Below are 21479 nucleotides of genomic sequence, written 5' to 3' on the forward strand. Positions count from 1 at the left end.
ATGAATGAAATGATTTCATGTCTTGGTGAAGGGTTTACTTCTCTAAGCCAAGAGATTAAGACAATAGCCTCAGATCCTATTTATCTTTGGGATCTTATAGGAACTTTTGTTTTCGGAATTTCCGGTGTTTTGCTTGGTTTAGAACGACGTATGGATGTTTTTGGAATGTTTATTTTAGCTTTCGTTACAGGAGTAGGGGGAGGTACACTCCGTGATGTTATGATAGGGAGTACTCCTGTCTTTTGGATGAAGAACCTCATGTATATCTTTATGATAGGAGTAAGTGTAGTTTTCACTTTACTTTTCAAGACTAAGTTTTCGGCTCACTGGAGTTATTGGCTGTTACTTTTTGATGCTATTGGGTTGGGAGTTTTTACTATTATTGGATTAGAAAAAGCACTTCGTTATGATCTTTCTCCAACGATAGCTATTGTTTTAGGAACTATGACAGGGAGTTTTGGAGGAGTAATACGTGATATTTTAGCTAATAGAATGCCTGCTATTTTCCAAAAAGAAATCTATGCAACAGCCTGTGTGGCTGGAGGTACAGTATACTTTCTACTTAATGGTATTATGGCAGAATATCATGCATGGGTGGTTTTTATTACCATTTGTGTAGTTATTGTTGTGCGTATGCTTTCCGTAAAATATCATTGGGAACTCCCAAAATTCTTAGGCTAAAAGATTTTTCTTTTTCCTTATATAAAAATAGAAACTACTTATCTTTAGTCCTGATTGGGCAAATTCTCTTGGAGAAGCTTACAAGACAAAAGTGAGTAGCTTTTTCTTTTTAGGAAAATTTTTTAAAATAAAAGTAAGGAAATTCTGAAAAAAACAATTAACTTTGTCCGCTATTTATAACTGAATGAAAAAGGATAAGAATATTATAGTACAAGGAGCAAGAGTGCATAATTTAAAAAATATAGATGTACAGATTCCTCGTTATAAACTAGTGGTGGTAACAGGGCTGTCAGGGAGTGGGAAATCATCTTTAGTATTTGATACAATCTATGCCGAGGGACAACGTCGCTATATAGAGACCTTCTCAGCTTATGCCCGCCAGTTTTTAGGAGGACTGGAGCGCCCTGATGTGGATAAGATAGACGGACTCTCTCCGGTAATAGCCATTGAGCAGAAAACTACCTCCAAGTCACCTCGCTCTACTGTGGGGACTATTACCGAGATTTATGACTTTCTACGTCTACTCTATGCCCGTGCATCCGATGCCTATAGCTATCGCACAGGCGAAAAAATGGTTAGCTATACCGATAGCCAGATACAAGAGCTTATTCTCCAAGAGTATGAGGGCAAGGCAATTCATATCTTAGCGCCTATAGTACAATCGCGCAAGGGACACTATCGCGAACTCTTTGAGCAAATCGCCAAGCAGGGTTTCCTCAAAGTACGTGTAGATGGGCAGATTCGTGAAATAGAGTACGGAATGAAGCTGGATCGCTACAAAACCCATGATATAGAGGTGGTGATTGACCGCTTAGAAATAAAGAACAATGATATTACCCAGCGTCGTTTATCCGAAAGTATACAAACAGCTATGCGACATGGTAATGGGATCCTGATGATATTAAGCGATAAGAACGAGACACCTCGTTACTTCAGCCGTAACCTTATGTGTCCTACCACGGGGATTTCTTACCCCTTACCTGAGCCGAATACCTTCTCTTTTAACTCTCCCAAAGGGATGTGCCCGCACTGTAATGGACTGGGTACCATACAAGAGGTAACCTTGAGCAAGCTCATTCCCGATATGTCGCTTTCTATCAAGCAGGGTGCTATTACCGCTATAGGAGCCGAAAAGAGGACTTGGATATTCCAGCAATTGGAAACCATACTTAGGAAGTTTGGACATAAGCTCTCTGATCCTGTAGAGAAACTCCCCAAGGAAGCCATAGATATGATACTCTTCGGGGGAAAGGAAAAATTCTCTGAAAAGTCTGAAGTGATGGGGATTACTCGTGATTTTTCTATTGATTTTGATGGAATTGTTAATTTTATAGAACAACAATACCAAGATATGGAAAGTAGTGCCTCTATACAGCGTTGGGCAAAGGATTTTATGGAAGAAAAGACCTGTCCTGAGTGTGGTGGCTCTCGCTTGCGCAAGGAAGCTTTATATTTTCGTATTGCTGATAAAAACATAGCAGAACTTTCAGCTATGTCCATAGCTGAGCTTATGCAGTGGTTTGATATCCTGCCTGAGAAACTCTCTGTTCGCCAAAAGAAGATAGCTCATGAGATTCTCAAGGAAATTCGTGAGCGCCTGCGTTTTCTCTTGGATGTGGGACTTGATTATCTTTCCTTAGGCAGAAGCTCCAAAACCCTTTCAGGAGGAGAGGCACAACGTATTCGCTTGGCTACCCAGATAGGTTCCAAGCTCACCAATGTACTCTATACCTTGGATGAACCCAGTATAGGTCTACACCAGCGTGATAATGAACGACTTATTAATTCTCTTAAATCGCTTCGCGATATAGGAAATTCTGTAGTGGTGGTAGAGCATGATGCCGATATGATGCTCCACGCTGACTATGTGATAGATATAGGTCCTAAGGCAGGTAAAGGTGGGGGAGAGGTAATCTTTGCTGGTACCCCCCAGCAGATGCTTCAGACACATACCCTGACGGCTTCTTATCTTAATGGAGAAAGAGCCATAGAGGTACCTCAGGAGCGTCGCAAAGGTAATGGATATTTTATAGAATTGATAGGATGTACGGGGAACAACCTAAAGAATGTATCAGTGAAATTCCCTTTGGGTATGATGATTGGGGTAACAGGGGTGTCAGGCTCTGGAAAATCTACCTTAATTAATGAAACACTCTATCCCATCCTCAATGCACACTTCTACAATGCGCTTAAAAAACCAATGCCCTATAAGCAAATCGTTGGTTTAGAGTATATTGATAAGGTGATTGATATAGATCAATCTCCCATAGGACGTATTCCTCGTTCCAATCCTGTTACCTATACGGGTGTGTTTTCGGAAATACGAGACCTCTTTTCCCATACTCCAGAGGCTATGATTCGTGGCTATAAACCTGGACGCTTTAGTTTCAATGTTAAGGGCGGTCGTTGTGAGACTTGTGAAGGAGGTGGTATGAAGGTGATTGAAATGAACTTTCTTCCCGATGTTTTGGTAGAATGTGAGACCTGTCATGGTAAGCGTTTTAACCGAGAAACCCTTGAAATTCGCTACAAAGGGAAATCTATAGCCGATGTACTAGCTATGACTATAGACGAGGCAGTAGCCTTCTTTGAACCTATTCCGAAAATCTATAGAAAGCTCAAGACGATACAGGAAGTAGGGTTGGGTTATATCACCTTAGGACAGCCGTCTACTACGCTCTCAGGAGGAGAGGCACAGCGTATCAAGCTCGCTACGGAGCTCTCCAAGCGTGATACAGGCAATACCTTTTATATATTGGACGAACCTACTACAGGACTGCACTTTGAGGATATAAAAATCCTTATGGAGGTGCTTAACAGGCTCACCGAAAAAGGAAATACAGTGCTTATCATTGAACACAATTTAGATGTTATTAAGATGATGGATTACCTAATAGACATGGGGCCAGAAGGTGGTAAAGGAGGGGGACAGGTAGTGGCTATGGGTACTCCAGAGGAAGTAGCTAAGAATAGGAAGAGCTATACAGCTAAGTTTTTGAAAGAGGTTTTAAAGACAAAAAGATGAGAATAGGATTTGATGCCAAGCGGGCTTTCCATAATTTACGAGGCTTAGGTAACTACAGCCGCGACCTTATTCGTATCTTGCAAGAGAGAACGGATATGGAATTGATGCTTTTTAATCCTTTAAAAAGGAAATTTTTAGGGGTAAAGATGACGGAAAAGACCACTGAGATCAATCCCAAAGGCTTCTTTTGGAAGCGGTTTAAGAGTCTTTGGAGACTTTTTTATATCACAACTCTTGCCCAAAAAGAACGACTTGATATCTATCATGGACTTTCAGGGGAGATACCTATAGGCATATATAAATATGTACCTACGGTAGTTACCATACATGATCTTATTTTCTTGCGTTTTCCTCAGTGGTACAGTGCTTTTGATAGGAAGATACATACCCTAAAGTTTCGCTATGCCGCCCAGAAAGCACAACATATCATCGCTATCAGCGAGCAAACTAAGCAGGATATAGTAGATTATTTTCATATAGATCCTAATAAAATATCAGTAGTCTATCAGGGGTGTCATGCTGCCTTTAAACAAACCTATACGGAGAAGGAAAAAGATCAAGTAAGAGAGAAATATGCCTTACCTGACCGATTTGTACTGAATGTAGGAGCTATAGAGGCGAGAAAGAATGCCTTAGAGATTGTAAAGGCACTCAAAGGTACTGACCTACCGCTGATTATGGTAGGGAAAAAGACTGCTTATTATGAGAAAGTAGAGGCTTATTGCAAGGAAAATGATATGCAATCACAAGTGCGAGTACTTTCTGATGTTTCTATGCAAGAGTTGGCTATGATATATCAAATAGCTACTATATTCTGCTATCCTTCTGTTTTTGAAGGGTTTGGTATTCCTATCATAGAAGCCCTCTTTTCCAAAACGCCAGTAATTACCTCTAAAGGAAGTTGCTTTGAGGAGGCGGGAGGTAGTGGCAGCATTTATGTAAATCCTACTGAACATACTGCTTTGGAGATAAGGCTGGCAATAGATCAACTTCTCGCTTCTTCTGAGCGTATGCAGCAGATGAAAGAGGTAGGCTATAGTTATGCGCAAAAATTCACAGACGAAAAGGTCTGTGAAAATCTTTTGAAGGTATATCAAGAGTTGATTTCCTAAGAGGCTAAGAGAGGTTATTACCAAATTTCTCTTTGACTTCGCCTAACAGTTCTTTGATGCTCTGTTCTTTTTCCTTAGGATAAATCATCAGTACTGAAGCGGTATCTACAATGATATAATTTTCTATACCATCTACAATTACCACTTTGTTAGTATCAGTACGAATGATATTATCAGAAGCATTTTTGAACAAGGTAAGGGCATTGACCACAGCATTATTATTGGAATCTTTAGCCAATTTCTCATGTAGAGAGCCCCAAGTACCCAAGTCATTCCAATCAAACCCTACAGGATACACATAGATGTTGTCAGAGGGCTCCATAATGGCATAGTCTACCGATATATTTTCTGCTTTTCCATAATTATTCTTGATAAATAACCATTCCTCAGGGGTATTATAAACAGCTTCTCCTTTCTTGAAGAGCGAAAATAACTGAGGTTGGAATCTCTTAAAGGCTCTTAATACACTCTCAGTATGCCAGATAAAGATTCCTGCATTCCATAGATAGTTTCCTTCCGCAAGGAACTGTTTAGCCCGCTCATAATCAGGTTTCTCAGTGAATTGAAGTACTTTTTTGCTGGGCTGTGGGTCAGTTTTATCATATTGTATATAGCCATAACCTGTATTAGGAAAGGTGGGCTTGATCCCCAAGGTCATTAGTATATCCTGTGTTTCACATAGGGAAAAGCAGTTTTTTACATTGTCCTGAAATTCGTCTTCTTGTTCTATCCAGTGGTCAGAAGGAGCTACAATAAAGACCGCATTGGGATTGCGCTTTTGAATTTTCATAGTAGCATAGAGGATGCAAGGAGCCGTATTACGCATGGAGGGCTCCAAGACCAAATTTTCCTCGGAAATATCTGCTAATTGTGTTTTTACCAAGTTTTTATAAATTTCATTGGTAGAGATAAGAATATTTTCCTTAGGAATAAAATCAGCTAAGCGTTGATAAGTGCGCTGTAAGAGCGTCTGTCCAGTACCCAGCATGTCATGAAATTGCTTAGGAAAAGCCCAAGTACTTACAGGCCAAAAGCGAGAGCCAATACCTCCCGCCATGATAATGGCATAATGGTTCTTATTCATAGAATTTGAAATAATAAAGCGCAAAAATACAATATATTAACTAATTGGACAAAGAAAATTAGCTATTTTTCTATTTTCAGGTACCAACTGAGTTGTTCTATTTTTTCATCAGGGTATCCTATAGATTGTAACTCATTTAACGAATGGATTATTCCCTTTTCTGAACGGAATATAAGCAGGCTTTCTACCTCTTTATAGTTAAGATAAGGTACCTTAGAGAGTTCTTTCTTGGAAGCGAGATTGATATCTACTTTACTAATTTGTGCAGGAGTAAGTAAGTCAAAATATTTCCATACTTCTGTAATGACTTCTTCGGAAAGCCCATATACTTCATTAAGTTGCTTTCGGGAAGAAAAACCATGTAAACGTTCACGATATCTTACAATACGCTCAGAGAGTTTTTCTCCTATTCCTCGTATAGGTAATAAATCCTCGGCTGTAGCGGTGTTGAGGTCTTTCTTGATGATCTTTGCCGTGGGCTTGTTGTCATAGGAGTTGGGGTAACCTGTTTTTTTCTTAGTTACCCAATCAGGAAACTTAAATAATGGTGTTATAGTGGCTAAGAGTGAATCAGAGACACCTGTTACCTTTTGGAATTCCTTGGCAGAATTGACATACTTACCTGTCTCTCTAAAGGATTGTAAGCGAGAAAGTTCTTCAGCAGAAATACCTAAAATATAAGCTCTGTAATCAGAGATAAAATTAGGGTTAAAGGGATTTAGTGTATATTGTTTGCTCTTCTCTTGTGCTTTTAGGCTGTCAATTCGCTTCTGGAAAGCTATGAAATTCTCTTGAGAAGATGTCGTAGAAGGAATAATATCTATCATGGAATAAGTTATTTGTAGTAATATGCAACAGGTAATGAGTCCTAAAACACCTCGTCTTTGTTGCTTATTCCATTGAGAGAAACCTGAGATAGATTGTTTCATTTAATAATTATATGAATTTTCACTAAGAGATAGCAAATTTACAAAAAAGATAATAGAAAAGCAAGAGAAGAGATAAATTCCTTTATTCTGTTAATTCAACCAGCAAATGTAATTTTTTGGCTTACAAATTTATAAAATAAATCCTTTGTTTTTGCAAATCCTAAAATTTTTCTTGGTCGATTATTAATTTAATGTTGCGTTTTCCTTATATAATTATTTGTAATTTCTTTAAAATCAGTATTCTTATGTAATAGTACTTTTATTTCGTAAATTTGAGTATCTTCTACAGAGGCTACCTATAGTCCTTTTTCGAGTTCTTCCAAGGAAATAACCTTATCTTTATCGAAATATTCTTTTCCTTCTTTCATAATCGCTTCATCAACAAAATTTTTAAAATTTTGAATAGTCATATAAATAATCTTTTTCAGCAAAGATAACAAAAACAAATGATTCCTTGTCTATATTTGTTAAAAAAGTTAAATAACTATATAGTTTGATATCATCTATTTTTGTTTCCAAAAGAAATTGATTAATAAAACATGACCAATATGTTTTTCCAAAATTATAATATTTCACCATAAGTAGTTGGTTAATAAAATAGTTACTAAACATGATAACTTCACTTACTGAAATTACTTATTTTATTGATTTTTAGATAACTCATAGAAAATGGTAATTCTAAATAGCTTGTAGATATAATAAATCTATATACTATATGGTTTTTATTATTTTTAATTAGATAAAATTTTTATTAATAAGACAGTATTTTCTATAACAAGTAATCTTAATGAAATAATTAAAATTTAATTTTTAATTTTAGTATTTTTTTAATAATTACACATAAATTAATTTCTACCTTTGCGCCTTATTACAATTTGTATGAATTTATTTGAAACATTGGGGCTAAGCGCACCCCTACTCGAAGCAATTGATGACTTGGGCTTCGAGCGTCCGTCTGAGGTACAACAAGCCGCTATACCTGTGTTGCTTGCTGTCCCTACCGATATGGTAGCATTAGCACAAACAGGAACTGGGAAAACCGCTGCTTTTGGTTTTCCACTTCTTCATCTCATTAACCCTACAGAACATATTACTCAAGGGCTTATCTTGGCACCTACTCGTGAATTATGTTTGCAGATAGCTTCCGAGTTAAAGCAATATGCTAAGTATATGCCACAGGTGCATATTGTAGCGATTTACGGAGGAGCAAGCATAGAGGAACAAGCCCGTAACCTAAAGAAAGGGGCACATATCATCGTGGCCACCCCTGGACGTATGCAGGATATGATGCGTAGAGAGTTTGTTTCCATTACTCATATTAACTACTGTATACTTGACGAAGCCGATGAGATGCTTAATATGGGGTTTTATGAGGATATTCGAGCTATCTTAGCAGAAACACCCAGGGAAAAGAATACTTGGCTTTTTTCTGCTACCATGCCTACTGAAGTAGCTAAGATAGCTAAAGAATTTATGCATCATCCTAAAGAAATTACTATAGGACACAAAAATCAAGCTTCCGACAATGTACTCCACGAATGTTACATTGTTAATGGTCGTCAGCGTTATGAGGCTCTCAAGAGGCTTGCTGATGCTAATCCCTCTATCTTCTCTGTCGTATTCTGCCGTACAAAACGTGATACTCAGGCGGTAGCTGAAAAACTCATAGAAGATGGTTATAATGCAGCTGCTCTACATGGTGACTTGAGTCAAAACCAACGTGATTTGGTTATGAAAGGCTTCCGAGCCAAGCAGATTCAGATGCTTGTAGCTACTGATGTTGCTGCTCGAGGAATAGATGTAGATGATATCACTCACGTAATCCACTATCAACTTCCTGATGAAATAGAAACTTACACCCATCGCAGCGGACGTACAGGACGTGCAGGAAAATCAGGGGTCTCCATGGTTATCTTAACTAAAAGTGAAACCAAGCGTATCAAGACCATTGAACGAATTATTCAAAAGACTTTCGAATACAAGACTATTCCTAGTGGTATGGAAATCTGTGAGATACAGCTCTATCACTTAGCTAATACAATCAAGGATACCCAAGTGAATCCTGCGGTTAATGAGTATCTCCCTGCTATCTACGATGTATTAAATAATCTTAATCGTGAAGAACTTATCCAACGTATGGTAGCCGTAGAATTCAATAGGTTTTATAACTACTATAGTAAATCCAAGGACCTTAATGCAGAGTCCTCTGGAGAAAAATTTTCTTCTACAGAAGGTGAAACACGCTATTTTATTAATATAGGGGAGCGAGATGGTTATGATTGGCGATTGCTTAAGGATTTTCTTAGAGAGAATATTGGATTGGGTAAAAATGATATTTTCAAAGTAGATGTAAAGGATACTTTTTCCTTCTTCAATACTGAGGCAGAAATGACTCAAATAGTATTAGATACTTTTTCAAACTTTAAAATGGATAATAGAGCTATCCATATAGAAATTTCTCAACAGAAATCCTCCAAAGGAAAGAGTAAAAAAGATAGAAAAGATAAGAAACTTCTCCATAAAGGAGATAAAAGGAGAGCAAGTAGGAGTAAGGATTCCTCTGCTATCTCTTTCTCTAAAAGAAAAAGGAGAAAATGAAATAAGGGACAAGAATAGTCAAGAAGAAATAAAGAATACGGGATAATAATTGCAGATGTCCCGTATTTTTTCTATTTTTACGGCAAATTTTTTACCTCTATACCTTTATTGATAATTAATTGAAAATAAATATCTTATGAAAAATATTTTTCTGATTTTTTTCTTTATCTTTTTCCTTATAGGATATGCTCAGGAGGAGACGATCATGCGAGGAAATGTCTTTAACACTAAGACAAATTTGCCTTTAGATAATGTAAATATTCTGAATATTAATCAAGTACGAGGAGCTGTTACCAATATTAAAGGGGACTTTGCCATTCGGGCTTCGGTAAATGATACTTTACACTTTTCTTATTTAGGTTTTAAATCTATCAAAATTAAAGTAACTCAAGATATGATTAAGTTTCCTGGTACGCGTATAGGACTTACTGAGTTAGCGTATGCTTTGGAGGAGGTAGTTATATCTCCTTATCGTCTAACAGGGTACTTAGAGATAGATGCTAAATATATGCCTATTAATACTAATAGACAATATAGCATTTCAGGATTGGATTTAGGCTATGAGCCTAGAACACGAGAACCTAATGTAACTGAAAAAGTAGTAGGATCTATTTTCAATCCAGCAGGATTACTTTATAGAGCATTCAGTGGTAGAGCAAAAGACTTACGTAAGCTCAAGAAAATGAAACAGAATGATGAGATTCGTAATATTCTTAATGGAAAATATGATAGAGAAACGCTCTCTGAAATACTGGGAATTGAAAAGGATAAGTTAGAGGATTTACTTCGCCATTGTAATTATTCTAAGGATTTTATAAAGAACTCTAATGATTTACAGTTTTTAGATGCCCTTACCCAATGTTATGAAGAATATAAACTTTTGAATAAATAGAAAATTAATTATTAAAAATAAATAAAATGAAAAAGATTTTAAAAATTGTTGGTATTATCTTTTTAATATTGATACTCACCATTGTTTCCATTCCTTTCCTTTTTAAGAATACGATAAAGGAAAAAATCATGGAGAAAGTGAACGAAAGTGTAAATGCACAAGTGAGCTTCACTGATTTCTCTCTCAGTATATTTAAGAATTTTCCTAATGCCACTGTAGAATTAGGCGGACTAAAGGTTATTAACAATGCTCCTTTTGAAGGTGACACTTTAGCTTATGTGGGAAATTTTCAAGCCAAAGTAAATCTTAAAGATATCCTTTTTAAAAAAGATAATGAACCCTATAGGCTTCTGGGGTTCTCTATTGCTGATGCAGTGGTTAATATACGTATGAATTCGGAAGGAAAAGGTAACTTTGATATCGTCAAGGACACCTCTGAAACTCCTGATAATGAGGAACCAAATAATTTATCTTTTGATTTGAAAGAGTATAGCATTGAGAATTTGCGCTTTACCTTCAAAGATGATACCTCAAAAATGAGTGTAGTGCTTGATAGTCTCTATCACAAAGGGAAAGGAAATTTTGCTGAACAAATACTTGACTTAGAAACTACCACAGTAACAAAAGTATCCTTTGCTTCTGATGGTACTGCTTTCTTACGCAACAACGTAGTCTCATTAGATGCTATCCTAGGAATAGATCTTAATCAACAAAAATATACTTTAAAGAATAATACTTTGAAGTTAAATAACTTAGAACTTAATTTCAATGGTTTTGTACAACTTTTAGATGATGGACAACTCTATGACCTTTCCTTTAAAACTCCCAAAACTACTTTTAAGAATTTTTTAGATTTGATTCCTACTGCTTATACTAAGAGTATAGAGGGAGTACAAACCACAGGAGAATTTACTATTGATGGGAAAATAGCAGGTAAGTACACCTCTACCTCTATTCCTAAACTTGATATTCAGATGCTATCTAATAATGCTTCTTTTAAGTATCCGTCTTTGCCCAAATCGGTGAGGAATATTGATATAGATATTAAGATAGGTAATGATACTGAAAAAATGGAAGATACTTATATGAATATCAATCGATTCTCCTTTACTATTGATCAAGATGCTTTTTCTGTAAAAGCACTCCTTAGGAATCTTACCGAAAATATGCTTGTGAATGCTGATCTTAGAGGAACTATAAATTTAGAAAATGTTCAAAAAGCTTATCCTGTTAAGATGGATTTAGATCTAAAGGGAATTCTCAAAGCAGATATTACCACTGCTTTTGATATGGCTTCAGTAGAGAAAAAAGCTTATGAGCGTATCAAAAACTCAGGGAAAGCCTCTTTGGAGAAATTCGTATATTCAGGAGCTGGGTTTCTCCAACCTTTTCATATAGAAAAGGCAGGACTTTCTTTTAATAATAGCAAAATAGAACTCACTGAATTCAGTGCCAAAACAGGAAAAACAGACTTTAATATAAAAGGAATACTTGAAAATTTCTACGGATTTACCCTTCGAAATGAAGTACTTAAAGGAAATTTTAGCCTTGCCTCCAATCATATAGATGTTGGTGATTTTATGCAAACTGATACTCCATCCGAAACTTCTAAACAAGAAGACAGGGCTGAAAAAACTAAATCTGCTACCTCAGGAAATACATCTATCAAAATTCCTGCTTTCTTAGATTGTACTTTGGATGCAAAAGCAAAAAGTGTCCTCTATGATAATCTTACTTTAAATAATGTTTCCGGAAAACTCATCGTCAAAGATGAAAAAGTGAGTTTACAAAACCTACAAACGGATATCTTTGGTGGAAAGACTGCTGTTACAGGTAACGTTTCTACCAGAGGAGATACTCCTACTTTTGCTGTGGACTTGGATATGACTAGACTTAATGTAATGGAATCTTTCTCTCAGATAGAAATGCTTAAAAAAATTATGCCCATTGCTAAAGTTGTAGAAGGATTCTTCAGTTCTAAAATAAATGTAACAGGGAAACTTACTTCGGAGCTTACTCCTGATATAAATTCAATTTCTGGAAATATTTCTGCATCATTATTGGATAGCCATGTGAAGCAAGCCTCTCCTTTAGTTTCTGCCTTAGATGCTCAATTCAATCAACTTAACCTTTCCAAACTTAATCTTAAAGACCTCAAAGCAAGCATAACTTTTGAAAATGGTCGTGTAGTAGTGAAACCTTTTACTATCAAGTGGAATAATAGTACCATTAATGTAGCTGGAACTCATGGCTTTGACCAGTCTATGGACTATAAACTTACCTTTAATGTGCCAGCTAAAATGCTAGGTCAAGATGCTTCTTCCCTTCTTGCAAAACTTACAGTAACTGAGCAACAAAAGTTAGGAGACATACCAGTGAATGTGAACCTGGGAGGAAATTTTGCTAAACCACAAGTTTCTACTGATATAAAACAAGTGGTCAACAATCTCGCCTTACAAGTAGCTAAAGCACAAGCTAATCAACTTACTGATAAAGTGATGGATAAAGTAACCAATGAAGTAACCAATAAAATTACAGAAAAAATAGGAGGAGATGCAATGAATAAAGCAACCGATGCTATAGGCAAACTTATAGGGGGTAATAAAACTTCAGCTAATCCGACTGACTCTACTAAAACCCAACAACAAGCTCCTAAAGACCAAGCTAAAAAGGCAGTAAACAGCCTTTTGGATGGACTTTTCAAGAAAAAAGAAAATACCCAAGAGCAGAAGAAATAAGCTAAAATGAAAGATACAGCAAGGCATCAGGGGATGCGAAATCTTCTGGTACAGCAACTTCAAGAACGAGAACACTATCCCATTTCTGATGAAAAAGTATTACAAGCAATACGAACTATTCCTCGTCATTTATTCTTAGATAGTATTTTTGAAGAAAAAGCCTATCAGGATATTGCTTTCCCAATTGATGCAGGACAAACAATTTCGCGTCCTCATACAGTAGCTTTTCAGACTGAATTACTACAGGTGAGAGAAGGACAGAAAATACTTGAGATAGGTACTGGAAGTGGTTACCAGTCAGCTGTATTGATAACCCTAAATGTAGAACTTTATACTATAGAGAGACAACAAGAACTTTTCAAAAAAACTAAAATATTCTTTGAAAAAATGGGTTATATCCCTAAGAAAATGCTCTTAGGAGATGGGTATAGAGGATATTTACCTCAAGCACCTTATGATCGCATTTTGGTAACAGCAGGGGCTCCTGAAGTACCTAAAGAACTTTTAGCACAACTTAAAATAGGAGGAAGAATAGTTATTCCTATAGGAAAAGGAGAACAGGTTATGACCGTTCTTGTAAGGCTTTCTCCTACTGAATTCAGTAAAGAAGAATATGGAACTTTCGGTTTTGTTCCTATGCTAGAAAAAATACAGACAAGAATAAGATAAATGAAAAAATAAGGAGTAAAAATTGAAAAAAGGTAAATCAAGCAAAATTACAAATAAAAAACAGAAAATAAAAATAAATTTTTTGTAATTTTTAAAATGTTTTTCATTACCTTTGTAGGATAAAAGGAAGTAATCTATAAAATTTGTAAGATATGAAACAAAGAGTTCCTGTTTCTCAAATTATGTCCAAGGACATAGTTACCCTGACCCCTACACAAACATTGTATGAGGCAGAAGCATTATTCAAAAAACACAATATTCGTCATATTCCTGTGGTGGAAGGTCATAAACTCATAGGAGTATTAAGCCTTACAGATTTGCTTCGTATTAGCTTTGCTGACCTTTCTGATGATGAAAAGCATGTAGACAGTATTGTGTATGATATGTTCACTATTCCACAAGTAATGGCTAAGGTACCTCTTTCTATTTCTCCTGATACCACAATAAAAGAAGCTGCGGAAATTCTAGCAGGACAGACTTTCCATTCTCTTCCTGTTACTGATAATGGTAATTTGATAGGAATGCTTACAACTACTGACCTACTTAAGTATCTTCTAGAACAATACTAATCAAGAGACAGAGTTTTTAATTTGAATAAAGAAGTTGACCAATATAAAAAATCTTGATTTCTTTATTTCCTCTTCTAAAGTAAAAAGATAAGGCTGTTCATTTTGAGCAGCCTTATCTATATCACAAAAGATTATTTCTATTGGAGTGTTTCTTTTAACCAATTAAAGAAGGTACGTTGCCAGAACAATCCATTTTGAGGTTGAAGCACCCAATGGTTTTCATCAGGAAAGTATAGTAACTTACTCTTAACACCTCTAAGTTGAGATGCAGTAAAAGCCTGAAAGCCTTGTTCCTCAGGTACACGATAATCCTTTCCTCCATGAATAATAAGAATAGGAGTATCCCAAGCACTCACCTTTTCAAGAGGATTGAATTCAGTATATGTCCTCTGAGCTATAGAATTATTCTTATCCCAGTAAGGACCTCCGAACTCATGATTATTAAAGAAAATTTCTTCAGTAGTACCAATCATACTTCGAGTATTGAATACACCACAATGAGCAATAAACGTTTTAAAACGCTTGTTATGAATACCAGCCAAATAATACACGGAATATCCTCCATAACTAGCCCCTACGGCTCCCAAGCGAGAGGTATCTACATAAGACTCTTTGGATATATCATCAATAGCAGCAAGATAATCACGCATAGGTTGACCTCCCCAATCACCACTAATTTCAGCATTCCAAGCCACCCCATGTCCAGGCATACCACGTCGGTTAGGTGCTACTACTATGTACCCCTGAGAAGCCATTAACTGAAAATTCCAACGGAAACTATAGAACTGAGTAAGAGCTGACTGTGGACCTCCTTCACAAAAGAGTAAAGTGGGGTATTTCTTTTTAGGATTAAAATTGGGCGGATACATTACCCACACTAGCATATCCTTACCATCAGAGGTCTTTACAGTACGTTCCTTTACTGGACATTTGGCAATATTCTTATATAAATCATCATTGACATGGGAAAGTTGCCTTACCTCCAAATTGGATTTTCTTCCACGCAAATTTACAGTATAAAGTTCTGTAGCTCTATTCATATCTGTACGACTTACAATAAGTAAGTCTCCTGACTGCCCTATAATATCATTGATATCAAAAATTCCCTTAGTAATCTGCTTTGGAAAGGGATTTTTAGCAAAAGGTTCTATTTCAAAAATCTGTTGAGTCCCATCAATAGCAGCAGTAAGATATATTTTCCTTCCATCATTACTCCATATATAACTGAATACAGTATTATCCCAAGTGGCTGTAATATTTATTCTTTTTCCATTTTGAAGAATATATAAGTCATTCTTATCAGCTTCATTACCATCTTCTTTCATACTTAGCCATGCAAGTACTCCATCTTTATTAAAAGAAGGATTTGTATCATACCCCATCATACCTTCTGTGAGATTGGTTGTAGTCTTACTAGCTATATCATACTGATAAATATCAGTATTAGTACTTACTGCATACTGAGTACCTACTTTAGCTTTGGTCACATAAAGTACTTGTTTTCCATCATTACTCCATATATAATCCTCAGGACCTCCAGAGGGTTCTTGAGGACAATAATAGGGTAATCCCTGCATAATATCCGTTTGTACTCCTGTAGCTATATTTTCTATAAACACATGATTATAAGTTCCCTCATTCCATTTATCCCAATGGCGATGATCTAATCCTTCATAGATCCTCCCAGAGGATTTTCCCAAATCTTTATAAAAATCCTTAGCAAGTACAGAGTTGATTTTTACCGTCTTGTCGAATAGTTTAAAACTCTTGTCTGCGTTGAACTTAGTAGTTAAGTTCTCCATTTGTTCTTTGGTGATCGGAATTGGTTTTCCTCCCTTTACAGCGAGCTTATAATACTCCTTTTTGAAAGAATTCTCAGCGATATCTGGTGTGGTAACGCTTAGGAGTACATAATTTTTGTCAGAAGTGAGTCCAATACCGCTCACACGATGTAACTCCCATAATTTCTCAGGAGTAAGCAATTGCTGTGAATACGTACTATACACCATAAATAATGCTAGTATTAGTATAATTTTTCTCATGATATATATAATTAGAAATTTTTCTCATGATTTTTAGGAAAATAACCAATTCACTAGTCAGGAAAACATATCTCTGACTTTTTCAAAAAAACTTTTCTCAGTTTTATCAGGCTGAGGGGTAAAGTTATCATCCTCCAACATTTTTTGGAAAAAACTTTTCTGTTCCTTAGTAAGAGTTCTAGGGGTCCAAACATTTACATGTACCAACAAATCTCCTGTACTATATTCATTAATATTAGGAAGCCCTTTTCCTTTAAGCCGAAGAATCTTTCCTGATTGAATACCTTCTTCTAATTTGATACGTACCTTCCCAGTTGCGGTCTCTATATCCTTTGAAGTTCCTAGAACAGCCTCAGGCATACTTATATAAAGATCTAAATGAAGGTTATCACCTTCTCTCTTAAGGGTTTTGTGCTCTATTTCTTCAATAATAACTAATAAATCACCAGGAATACTATTACTACCAGGAGCATCATTTCCCTTTCCAGGAACTTTTAACTGCATTCCTTCCATTACTCCTGCTGGAATCTTAATAGATACTGTCTCTTCTATATTTTTTAGCCCTTGAGAATCAGCTCCATCAGGTCTCTTGTCAATCACCTCTCCACTTCCTCCACAAGTAGGACAAGGAGAAGAAGATTGCATACGACCTAAAATAGTATTTACTTCACGAATAATACTACCATTACCATGACAGGTACTACATGTTTTATAAGTAACTCCTTCAGCCTTAACTTTTCGCTGTACTTTTACTTTCTTTTCAACTCCTGTAGCAATATCAGCCAAATTGAGTTTTACTCGAATACGTAAGTCACCTCCTTTTACACGATAAGAGCGTGAGTTTCCACCACCAAAACCACCAAAACCACCAAAACCGCTAAAGTGCCCACCAAAGATATCCCCAAAGTTACGGAAAATATCTTCCATAGTACTACTATAACCACCACCCGTACTACCTTCAAAGGCAGCATGTCCAAACTGATCATATTGAGCACGTTTTTGCTCATCACTTAATATCTCATAAGCTTCAGCTGCTTCCTTAAATTTTTCTTCGGCTTCCTTATCTCCTGGATTTTTATCAGGATGATATTCCAAAGCTTTTTTACGGTAGGCCTTTTTTATCTCAGCAGTGCTTGCATTCTTGCTAACACCTAATACTTCGTAATAATCTCTTTTCATCTAAAACATTAACCAAAAGGACTATTGTCCCACAACTACTTTAGGATAACGAATAATTTTACCCCCCAACTTATATCCTTTTTCTATTACATCAATAATTTTCCCTTTCAATTCTGGTGAAGGAGCAGCTACTTGGGTGATAGCTTCATGAATTTCACTATCAAAGGGGTCAGAAACAGAGACCTTGATCTCTTCCAATCCCTTTGATTGTAGTGTTTTAAAGAATTTACTATGAATAAGCTCTACACCCTTTAATAAGTTTTCATCACCTGATTTTGAGATTTCCACTAAGGCTCTATCAAAATCATCTAAAATAGGGAGCATAGCCTGTATGACATCTTGTCCTGCCGATTTAAATAACTCTATACGTTCTCTGGTTGTTCGTTTCTTATAATTTTCAAATTCCGCAAAAAGACGAGTGAATTTATCTTTTTCCTTATGGAGTTCAGCTTCTAAGATGGAAATTGCCTCATCTGCTTCCGCAGTGTTATCAAATTGTTTTCCGGAAAAGTCAGGCTCAAGTGTATTATCTCTTAAATCAATATTTTCTTCAACAGAATTTTCTGGCTCTACAACTAATGGCTCCTCATTGACCTCTTGATGAACAGGGTTACTATCATGCTCTTCATCTATAATTTCAGCATCTTGAAATTCTTCATCATGTATTCCATCAGTATAAAAATCACTATTAGTATTATGGGTATGTTCTATAATCATTGTCCTCAATTTTTTTAAATTTTGTATCAAAAACTTTGCCAAATATAAAAAATGACAAAATGGCAGAATTTCTATTTTTCTCTTTTTCTATGATATCTCCTATGCTTTCTCTTTTTATATCTGAAACGTAAATCATCATAGTAAAGCCCTAACAAGAGGATAACTATAGCAAAAAATAAAGTTTGGAGTCCGAGGCTCATTTCTACATACGCAAAACCTGCAAAAAAGCCTCCTAAAAAGAAGAAAATAACAATAAAAAGACGTAACTTAATACTATTTTTTATCTTTTTTTCTTGTTCTAAATAATTATTTCTTCTTAAATAGAAAAGCTGAGATAGTTCAATGCCTAAATCCGTAAAGAGTCCTGTAAGATGCGTAGTACGTACCGTTGCATTAGAAATTTTAGTCACAAAAGAATTCTGTAATCCCATAGCATAAAGAAGCATAAAAGTAGTTGCTTCGTGCGGAAATTCTTCAAAAATATAGTTCAACAGAATTACCGATCCTAATACTAAACACTCCAATAAGGTTGGGCGAAAGTATTTATTTTGTTTTTTATAATAATTAGCATCTTCTATAAGCCATCCAGAAGTAAAAGATCCCAAAAGGAAACAAACGATATAAAATAAGTAGATTGTTCCTTTCCAGAACTCAGCTATGGACATATCATAGATAAAAAAAGCAAAATGTCCTGTTACATTAGTTGTTAATCTACTTAAAAAAAGAAAACCTGTTACATTGACTATACCTGCCACAAAGGAAAGTACTACAGCTATTTCTAAGTTGTTTTTAGCAGAACGCTTTTTGCCCTGATGCCTAAACATTATGAAAAATATTAGAGTTTCTCAGAAAACAAAACTTATATAGAACTTTTAAATTGTTCCAAGAAACGTATATCATTTTCATAAAAAGTGCGAATATCTCCTATTTGATACAAAAGCATGGCTACCCGTTCTATTCCTATTCCAAAAGCAAATCCATTATATTCATTAGGATCAATTTGACAGTTTGTTAGCACATTAGGATCTGTCATTCCACATCCCATAATTTCAAGCCAACCTGTTCCTTTAGTGATTCTATAATCAATTTCATTATTAAGTCCCCAATAGATATCCATCTCAGCACTAGGTTCAGTAAAGGGAAAATAAGAAGGACGTAATCGGATTTTGGATTTCCCGAACATTTCCTTAGTAAAATATATAAGTGTTTGTTTTAGATCAGCAAAAGAAACATTCTTATCTATATACAACCCTTCTATTTGATGAAAGAGACAGTGAGAACGTGCTGAAATATCCTCATTACGATAGACCCTACCAGGAGCAATAATACGTATAGGAGGACGATTTGCTTCCATATAACGGGTCTCCACAGAACTAGTATGGGTATGAAGTAGAATGTCAGGATTAGTTTGTATAAAGAAAGTATCCTGCATATCACGAGCAGGATGATATTCGGGTAAATTGAGGGCAGTAAAGTTATGCCAATCATCTTCTATTTCAGGACCTTCAGCTATACTAAAACCAATATTAGAAAAGATGTCAATAATCCTATTCTTAATTAATGAAATAGGATGGCGCCCACCTATAGTAATAGGGAAAGCAGGACGTGTAAGGTCATTATTGTTTTGTATAGTCAAATCTTGACCATTCATCTTCTCTTTTAAAGTATTGATCTTAGCTTCTGCTTTGCTTTTCAATTCATTGATAATCTGTCCAAAACTTTTCTTTTCTTCCTTAGGTACTTCCTTAAATTGAGTAAAAAACTCATTAAGTAATCCTTTTTTCCCAAAGTATTCAATACGGAATTGTTCTAATTCTTCTTTCTTCTCAGTAGTAAAAGCCTCTACTCGAGCAATATGTTCCTTTATCTTATCTATAATCATAAAAAGCTAATTTCGTTGTGGTTATATTTTTTCTATTCGACGTAAGTGTCTACCTCCTTCAAAATCCGTCATAAGGAAAGTTTTCACTATTTCTATAGCTTGTTCTTGAGCAGTAAAACGTGCAGGAATAGCTATTACATTAGCGTCATTATGTTGGCGAGCTAAAGAAGCAATTTCTTTAGTCCAACATAAGGCACAACGCACTTTAATATGTTTATTCACGGTCATAGCTACTCCATTTCCACTACCACAGATAACAATTCCATAATCAGCTTCTCCCTTATCCATTATCTCTCCTACAGGATGAGCAAAATCAGGGTAATCTACACTCTTTGTATCATCAGTGCCAACATTTATTACTTGATAGTTTTTCGATAATAGGTAATCAACAATTGCTTTCTTGTAAAGTGTACCTGCATGATCATTTCCAATAACAATTTTCATTAGTCTGTCTTTTAGGGTGCAAAGTTACATTTTTTTTACTACTTTTGAAATTTATTGTAAAGAAAAATTGTATCTTTGCCGTAAGATTTTTTCCCTTGAAAAGGGATCAAAAAACAAATTAGAAAAATTAAAATTAATGAAACTTACCTTCTTAGGTACAGGTACTTCTCAGGGAGTACCTGTGATAGGCATGAATACTCCTGTAGCACGAAGTAAAGATAAGAAAGATAAGCGGCTACGTACTTCGGTTTTACTCTCTTGGGGAGGAGTCAATGTAAATATAGACTGTTCTCCTGATTTTCGTCAACAAATGTTACGACACAAAGTACAACACTTAGAGGCTATTCTCTTCACTCATGAACATGCTGATCATACAGCAGGGTTAGATGATATACGTCCTTTTGTACTCAAACAAGGAGATATGCCTATCTATGGACTTCCCAGAGTGATTGAACAGCTTCGCATACGCTTTGCTTATATCTTCGCTAAAGAGAATCGGTATGCAGGTGCTCCTTCAGTGAAAGTTACTGAAATAGAGGATTATACTCCTTTTCTTCTTTTTGGTAAGAAAGTAACCCCCATTTCCATACAACATGGAACACTTCCTATTATAGGATACCGTATAGGTAATTTGGCTTATATCACTGATGCTAAGTATATAAATGAAAAAGAACTTTCTAAATTTTATAAAGTAGATACTCTTGTGCTCAATGCTTTACGTAAAGCTCCTCATCCTACTCATCTAAACTTAGATGAAGCACTCACTATCATCAGAGAAGTGTGTCCACGTCAGGCATTTCTTACTCACATGAGCCAAACTATGGGATTCCATGCCAAAGTACAAAAAGAACTTCCTTCACAAGTATTTTTAGCCTATGATAATTTAACAATTAAAGTAAAAGAATAAGAGACTCTTTA

At 35.7% G+C, this 21479-nt stretch carries 17 protein-coding genes; 9 read left to right on the top strand and 8 right to left on the bottom strand.

Annotation, left to right across the window (positions count from 1 at the left end; genetic code table 11):
• The 3 genes from HMPREF9071_RS05405 to HMPREF9071_RS05415 all read left to right on the top strand — a co-directional run bounded on the left by HMPREF9071_RS05405 (window position 1) and on the right by HMPREF9071_RS05415 (window position 4818).
• On the top strand, window positions 1-681 hold the full coding sequence (locus HMPREF9071_RS05405) for a trimeric intracellular cation channel family protein (RefSeq protein WP_009745583.1): 681 nt from the start codon (window positions 1-3) through the stop codon (window positions 679-681).
• Window positions 682-865: 184 nt separating this feature from the next.
• Entirely contained in the window at window positions 866-3706 is a 2841-nt protein-coding gene (gene uvrA, locus HMPREF9071_RS05410; RefSeq protein ID WP_009745585.1) for an excinuclease ABC subunit UvrA, read from the top strand.
• Window positions 3703-4818: a glycosyltransferase family 1 protein gene (locus HMPREF9071_RS05415; protein ID WP_009745586.1), complete on the top strand. Its 1116-nt coding sequence runs from the start codon at window positions 3703-3705 to the stop codon at window positions 4816-4818. Before uvrA ends, HMPREF9071_RS05415 begins: the two co-directional genes overlap by 4 nt.
• Before the next feature lie 4 nt (window positions 4819-4822).
• On the opposite strand, the gene HMPREF9071_RS05420 is transcribed toward HMPREF9071_RS05415, so the two are convergent.
• Together HMPREF9071_RS05420 and HMPREF9071_RS05425 are read right to left on the bottom strand one after the other, a co-directional pair.
• Window positions 4823-5902 (bottom strand): mannose-1-phosphate guanylyltransferase, encoded by a 1080-nt coding sequence (locus HMPREF9071_RS05420; protein WP_009745587.1) that lies wholly within the window; start codon window positions 5900-5902, stop codon window positions 4823-4825.
• 62 nt (window positions 5903-5964) lie between these two features.
• A complete protein-coding gene (locus HMPREF9071_RS05425) occupies window positions 5965-6831 on the bottom strand; it encodes a helix-hairpin-helix domain-containing protein (RefSeq protein WP_009745588.1) in 867 nt (288 codons plus the stop codon).
• An 879-nt stretch (window positions 6832-7710) separates the two neighbouring features.
• Here HMPREF9071_RS05425 and HMPREF9071_RS05435 point away from each other — a divergent pair.
• The 5 genes from HMPREF9071_RS05435 to HMPREF9071_RS05455 all read left to right on the top strand — a co-directional run bounded on the left by HMPREF9071_RS05435 (window position 7711) and on the right by HMPREF9071_RS05455 (window position 14297).
• Window positions 7711-9429, top strand: coding sequence for a DEAD/DEAH box helicase (locus HMPREF9071_RS05435; RefSeq protein ID WP_009745590.1), 1719 nt, complete (start codon window positions 7711-7713; stop codon window positions 9427-9429).
• Window positions 9430-9565: 136 nt separating this feature from the next.
• Window positions 9566-10321, top strand: a complete 756-nt coding sequence (locus tag HMPREF9071_RS05440; RefSeq protein ID WP_009745591.1) for a carboxypeptidase-like regulatory domain-containing protein — start codon at window positions 9566-9568, stop codon at window positions 10319-10321.
• A gap of 26 nt (window positions 10322-10347) precedes the next feature.
• Window positions 10348-13059, top strand: a complete 2712-nt coding sequence (locus HMPREF9071_RS05445) for an AsmA-like C-terminal region-containing protein (protein WP_009745592.1) — start codon at window positions 10348-10350, stop codon at window positions 13057-13059.
• A gap of 6 nt (window positions 13060-13065) precedes the next feature.
• The gene (locus HMPREF9071_RS05450; protein ID WP_009745593.1) at window positions 13066-13728 is read left to right on the top strand and encodes a protein-L-isoaspartate(D-aspartate) O-methyltransferase; all 663 of its coding nucleotides are present in this window, start codon (window positions 13066-13068) and stop codon (window positions 13726-13728) included.
• A 152-nt stretch (window positions 13729-13880) separates the two neighbouring features.
• A complete protein-coding gene (locus tag HMPREF9071_RS05455) occupies window positions 13881-14297 on the top strand; it encodes a CBS domain-containing protein (protein ID WP_009745594.1) in 417 nt (138 codons plus the stop codon).
• Between the two features lie 137 nt (window positions 14298-14434).
• Here the strand turns inward: HMPREF9071_RS05455 and HMPREF9071_RS05460 are convergent, their stop codons facing one another.
• The 6 genes from HMPREF9071_RS05460 to rpiB form a co-directional block, all read right to left on the bottom strand.
• Complete coding sequence (locus HMPREF9071_RS05460; protein ID WP_009745595.1) at window positions 14435-16339, bottom strand: S9 family peptidase; 1905 nt, start codon at window positions 16337-16339, stop codon at window positions 14435-14437.
• A 57-nt stretch (window positions 16340-16396) separates the two neighbouring features.
• Window positions 16397-17518: a molecular chaperone DnaJ gene (gene dnaJ, locus HMPREF9071_RS05465; RefSeq protein WP_009745596.1), complete on the bottom strand. Its 1122-nt coding sequence runs from the start codon at window positions 17516-17518 to the stop codon at window positions 16397-16399.
• A gap of 21 nt (window positions 17519-17539) precedes the next feature.
• Window positions 17540-18235, bottom strand: a complete 696-nt coding sequence (locus HMPREF9071_RS05470) for a nucleotide exchange factor GrpE (RefSeq protein WP_009745597.1) — start codon at window positions 18233-18235, stop codon at window positions 17540-17542.
• Between the two features lie 71 nt (window positions 18236-18306).
• Entirely contained in the window at window positions 18307-19059 is a 753-nt protein-coding gene (locus HMPREF9071_RS05475) for a YoaK family protein (protein WP_009745598.1), read from the bottom strand.
• Between the two features lie 35 nt (window positions 19060-19094).
• Complete coding sequence (pheS, locus tag HMPREF9071_RS05480) at window positions 19095-20117, bottom strand: phenylalanine--tRNA ligase subunit alpha (protein ID WP_009745599.1); 1023 nt, start codon at window positions 20115-20117, stop codon at window positions 19095-19097.
• 21 nt (window positions 20118-20138) lie between these two features.
• Window positions 20139-20561, bottom strand: coding sequence for a ribose 5-phosphate isomerase B (rpiB, locus tag HMPREF9071_RS05485; RefSeq protein WP_009745600.1), 423 nt, complete (start codon window positions 20559-20561; stop codon window positions 20139-20141).
• Between the two features lie 136 nt (window positions 20562-20697).
• Between rpiB and HMPREF9071_RS05490 the strand changes: the two genes are divergently transcribed.
• Window positions 20698-21468: an MBL fold metallo-hydrolase gene (locus HMPREF9071_RS05490; protein WP_040358342.1), complete on the top strand. Its 771-nt coding sequence runs from the start codon at window positions 20698-20700 to the stop codon at window positions 21466-21468.
• The last annotated feature ends 11 nt before the right edge of the window (window positions 21469-21479 follow it).

This window comes from Capnocytophaga sp. oral taxon 338 str. F0234, from assembly GCF_000192225.1.
Classification (GTDB): domain Bacteria; phylum Bacteroidota; class Bacteroidia; order Flavobacteriales; family Flavobacteriaceae; genus Capnocytophaga.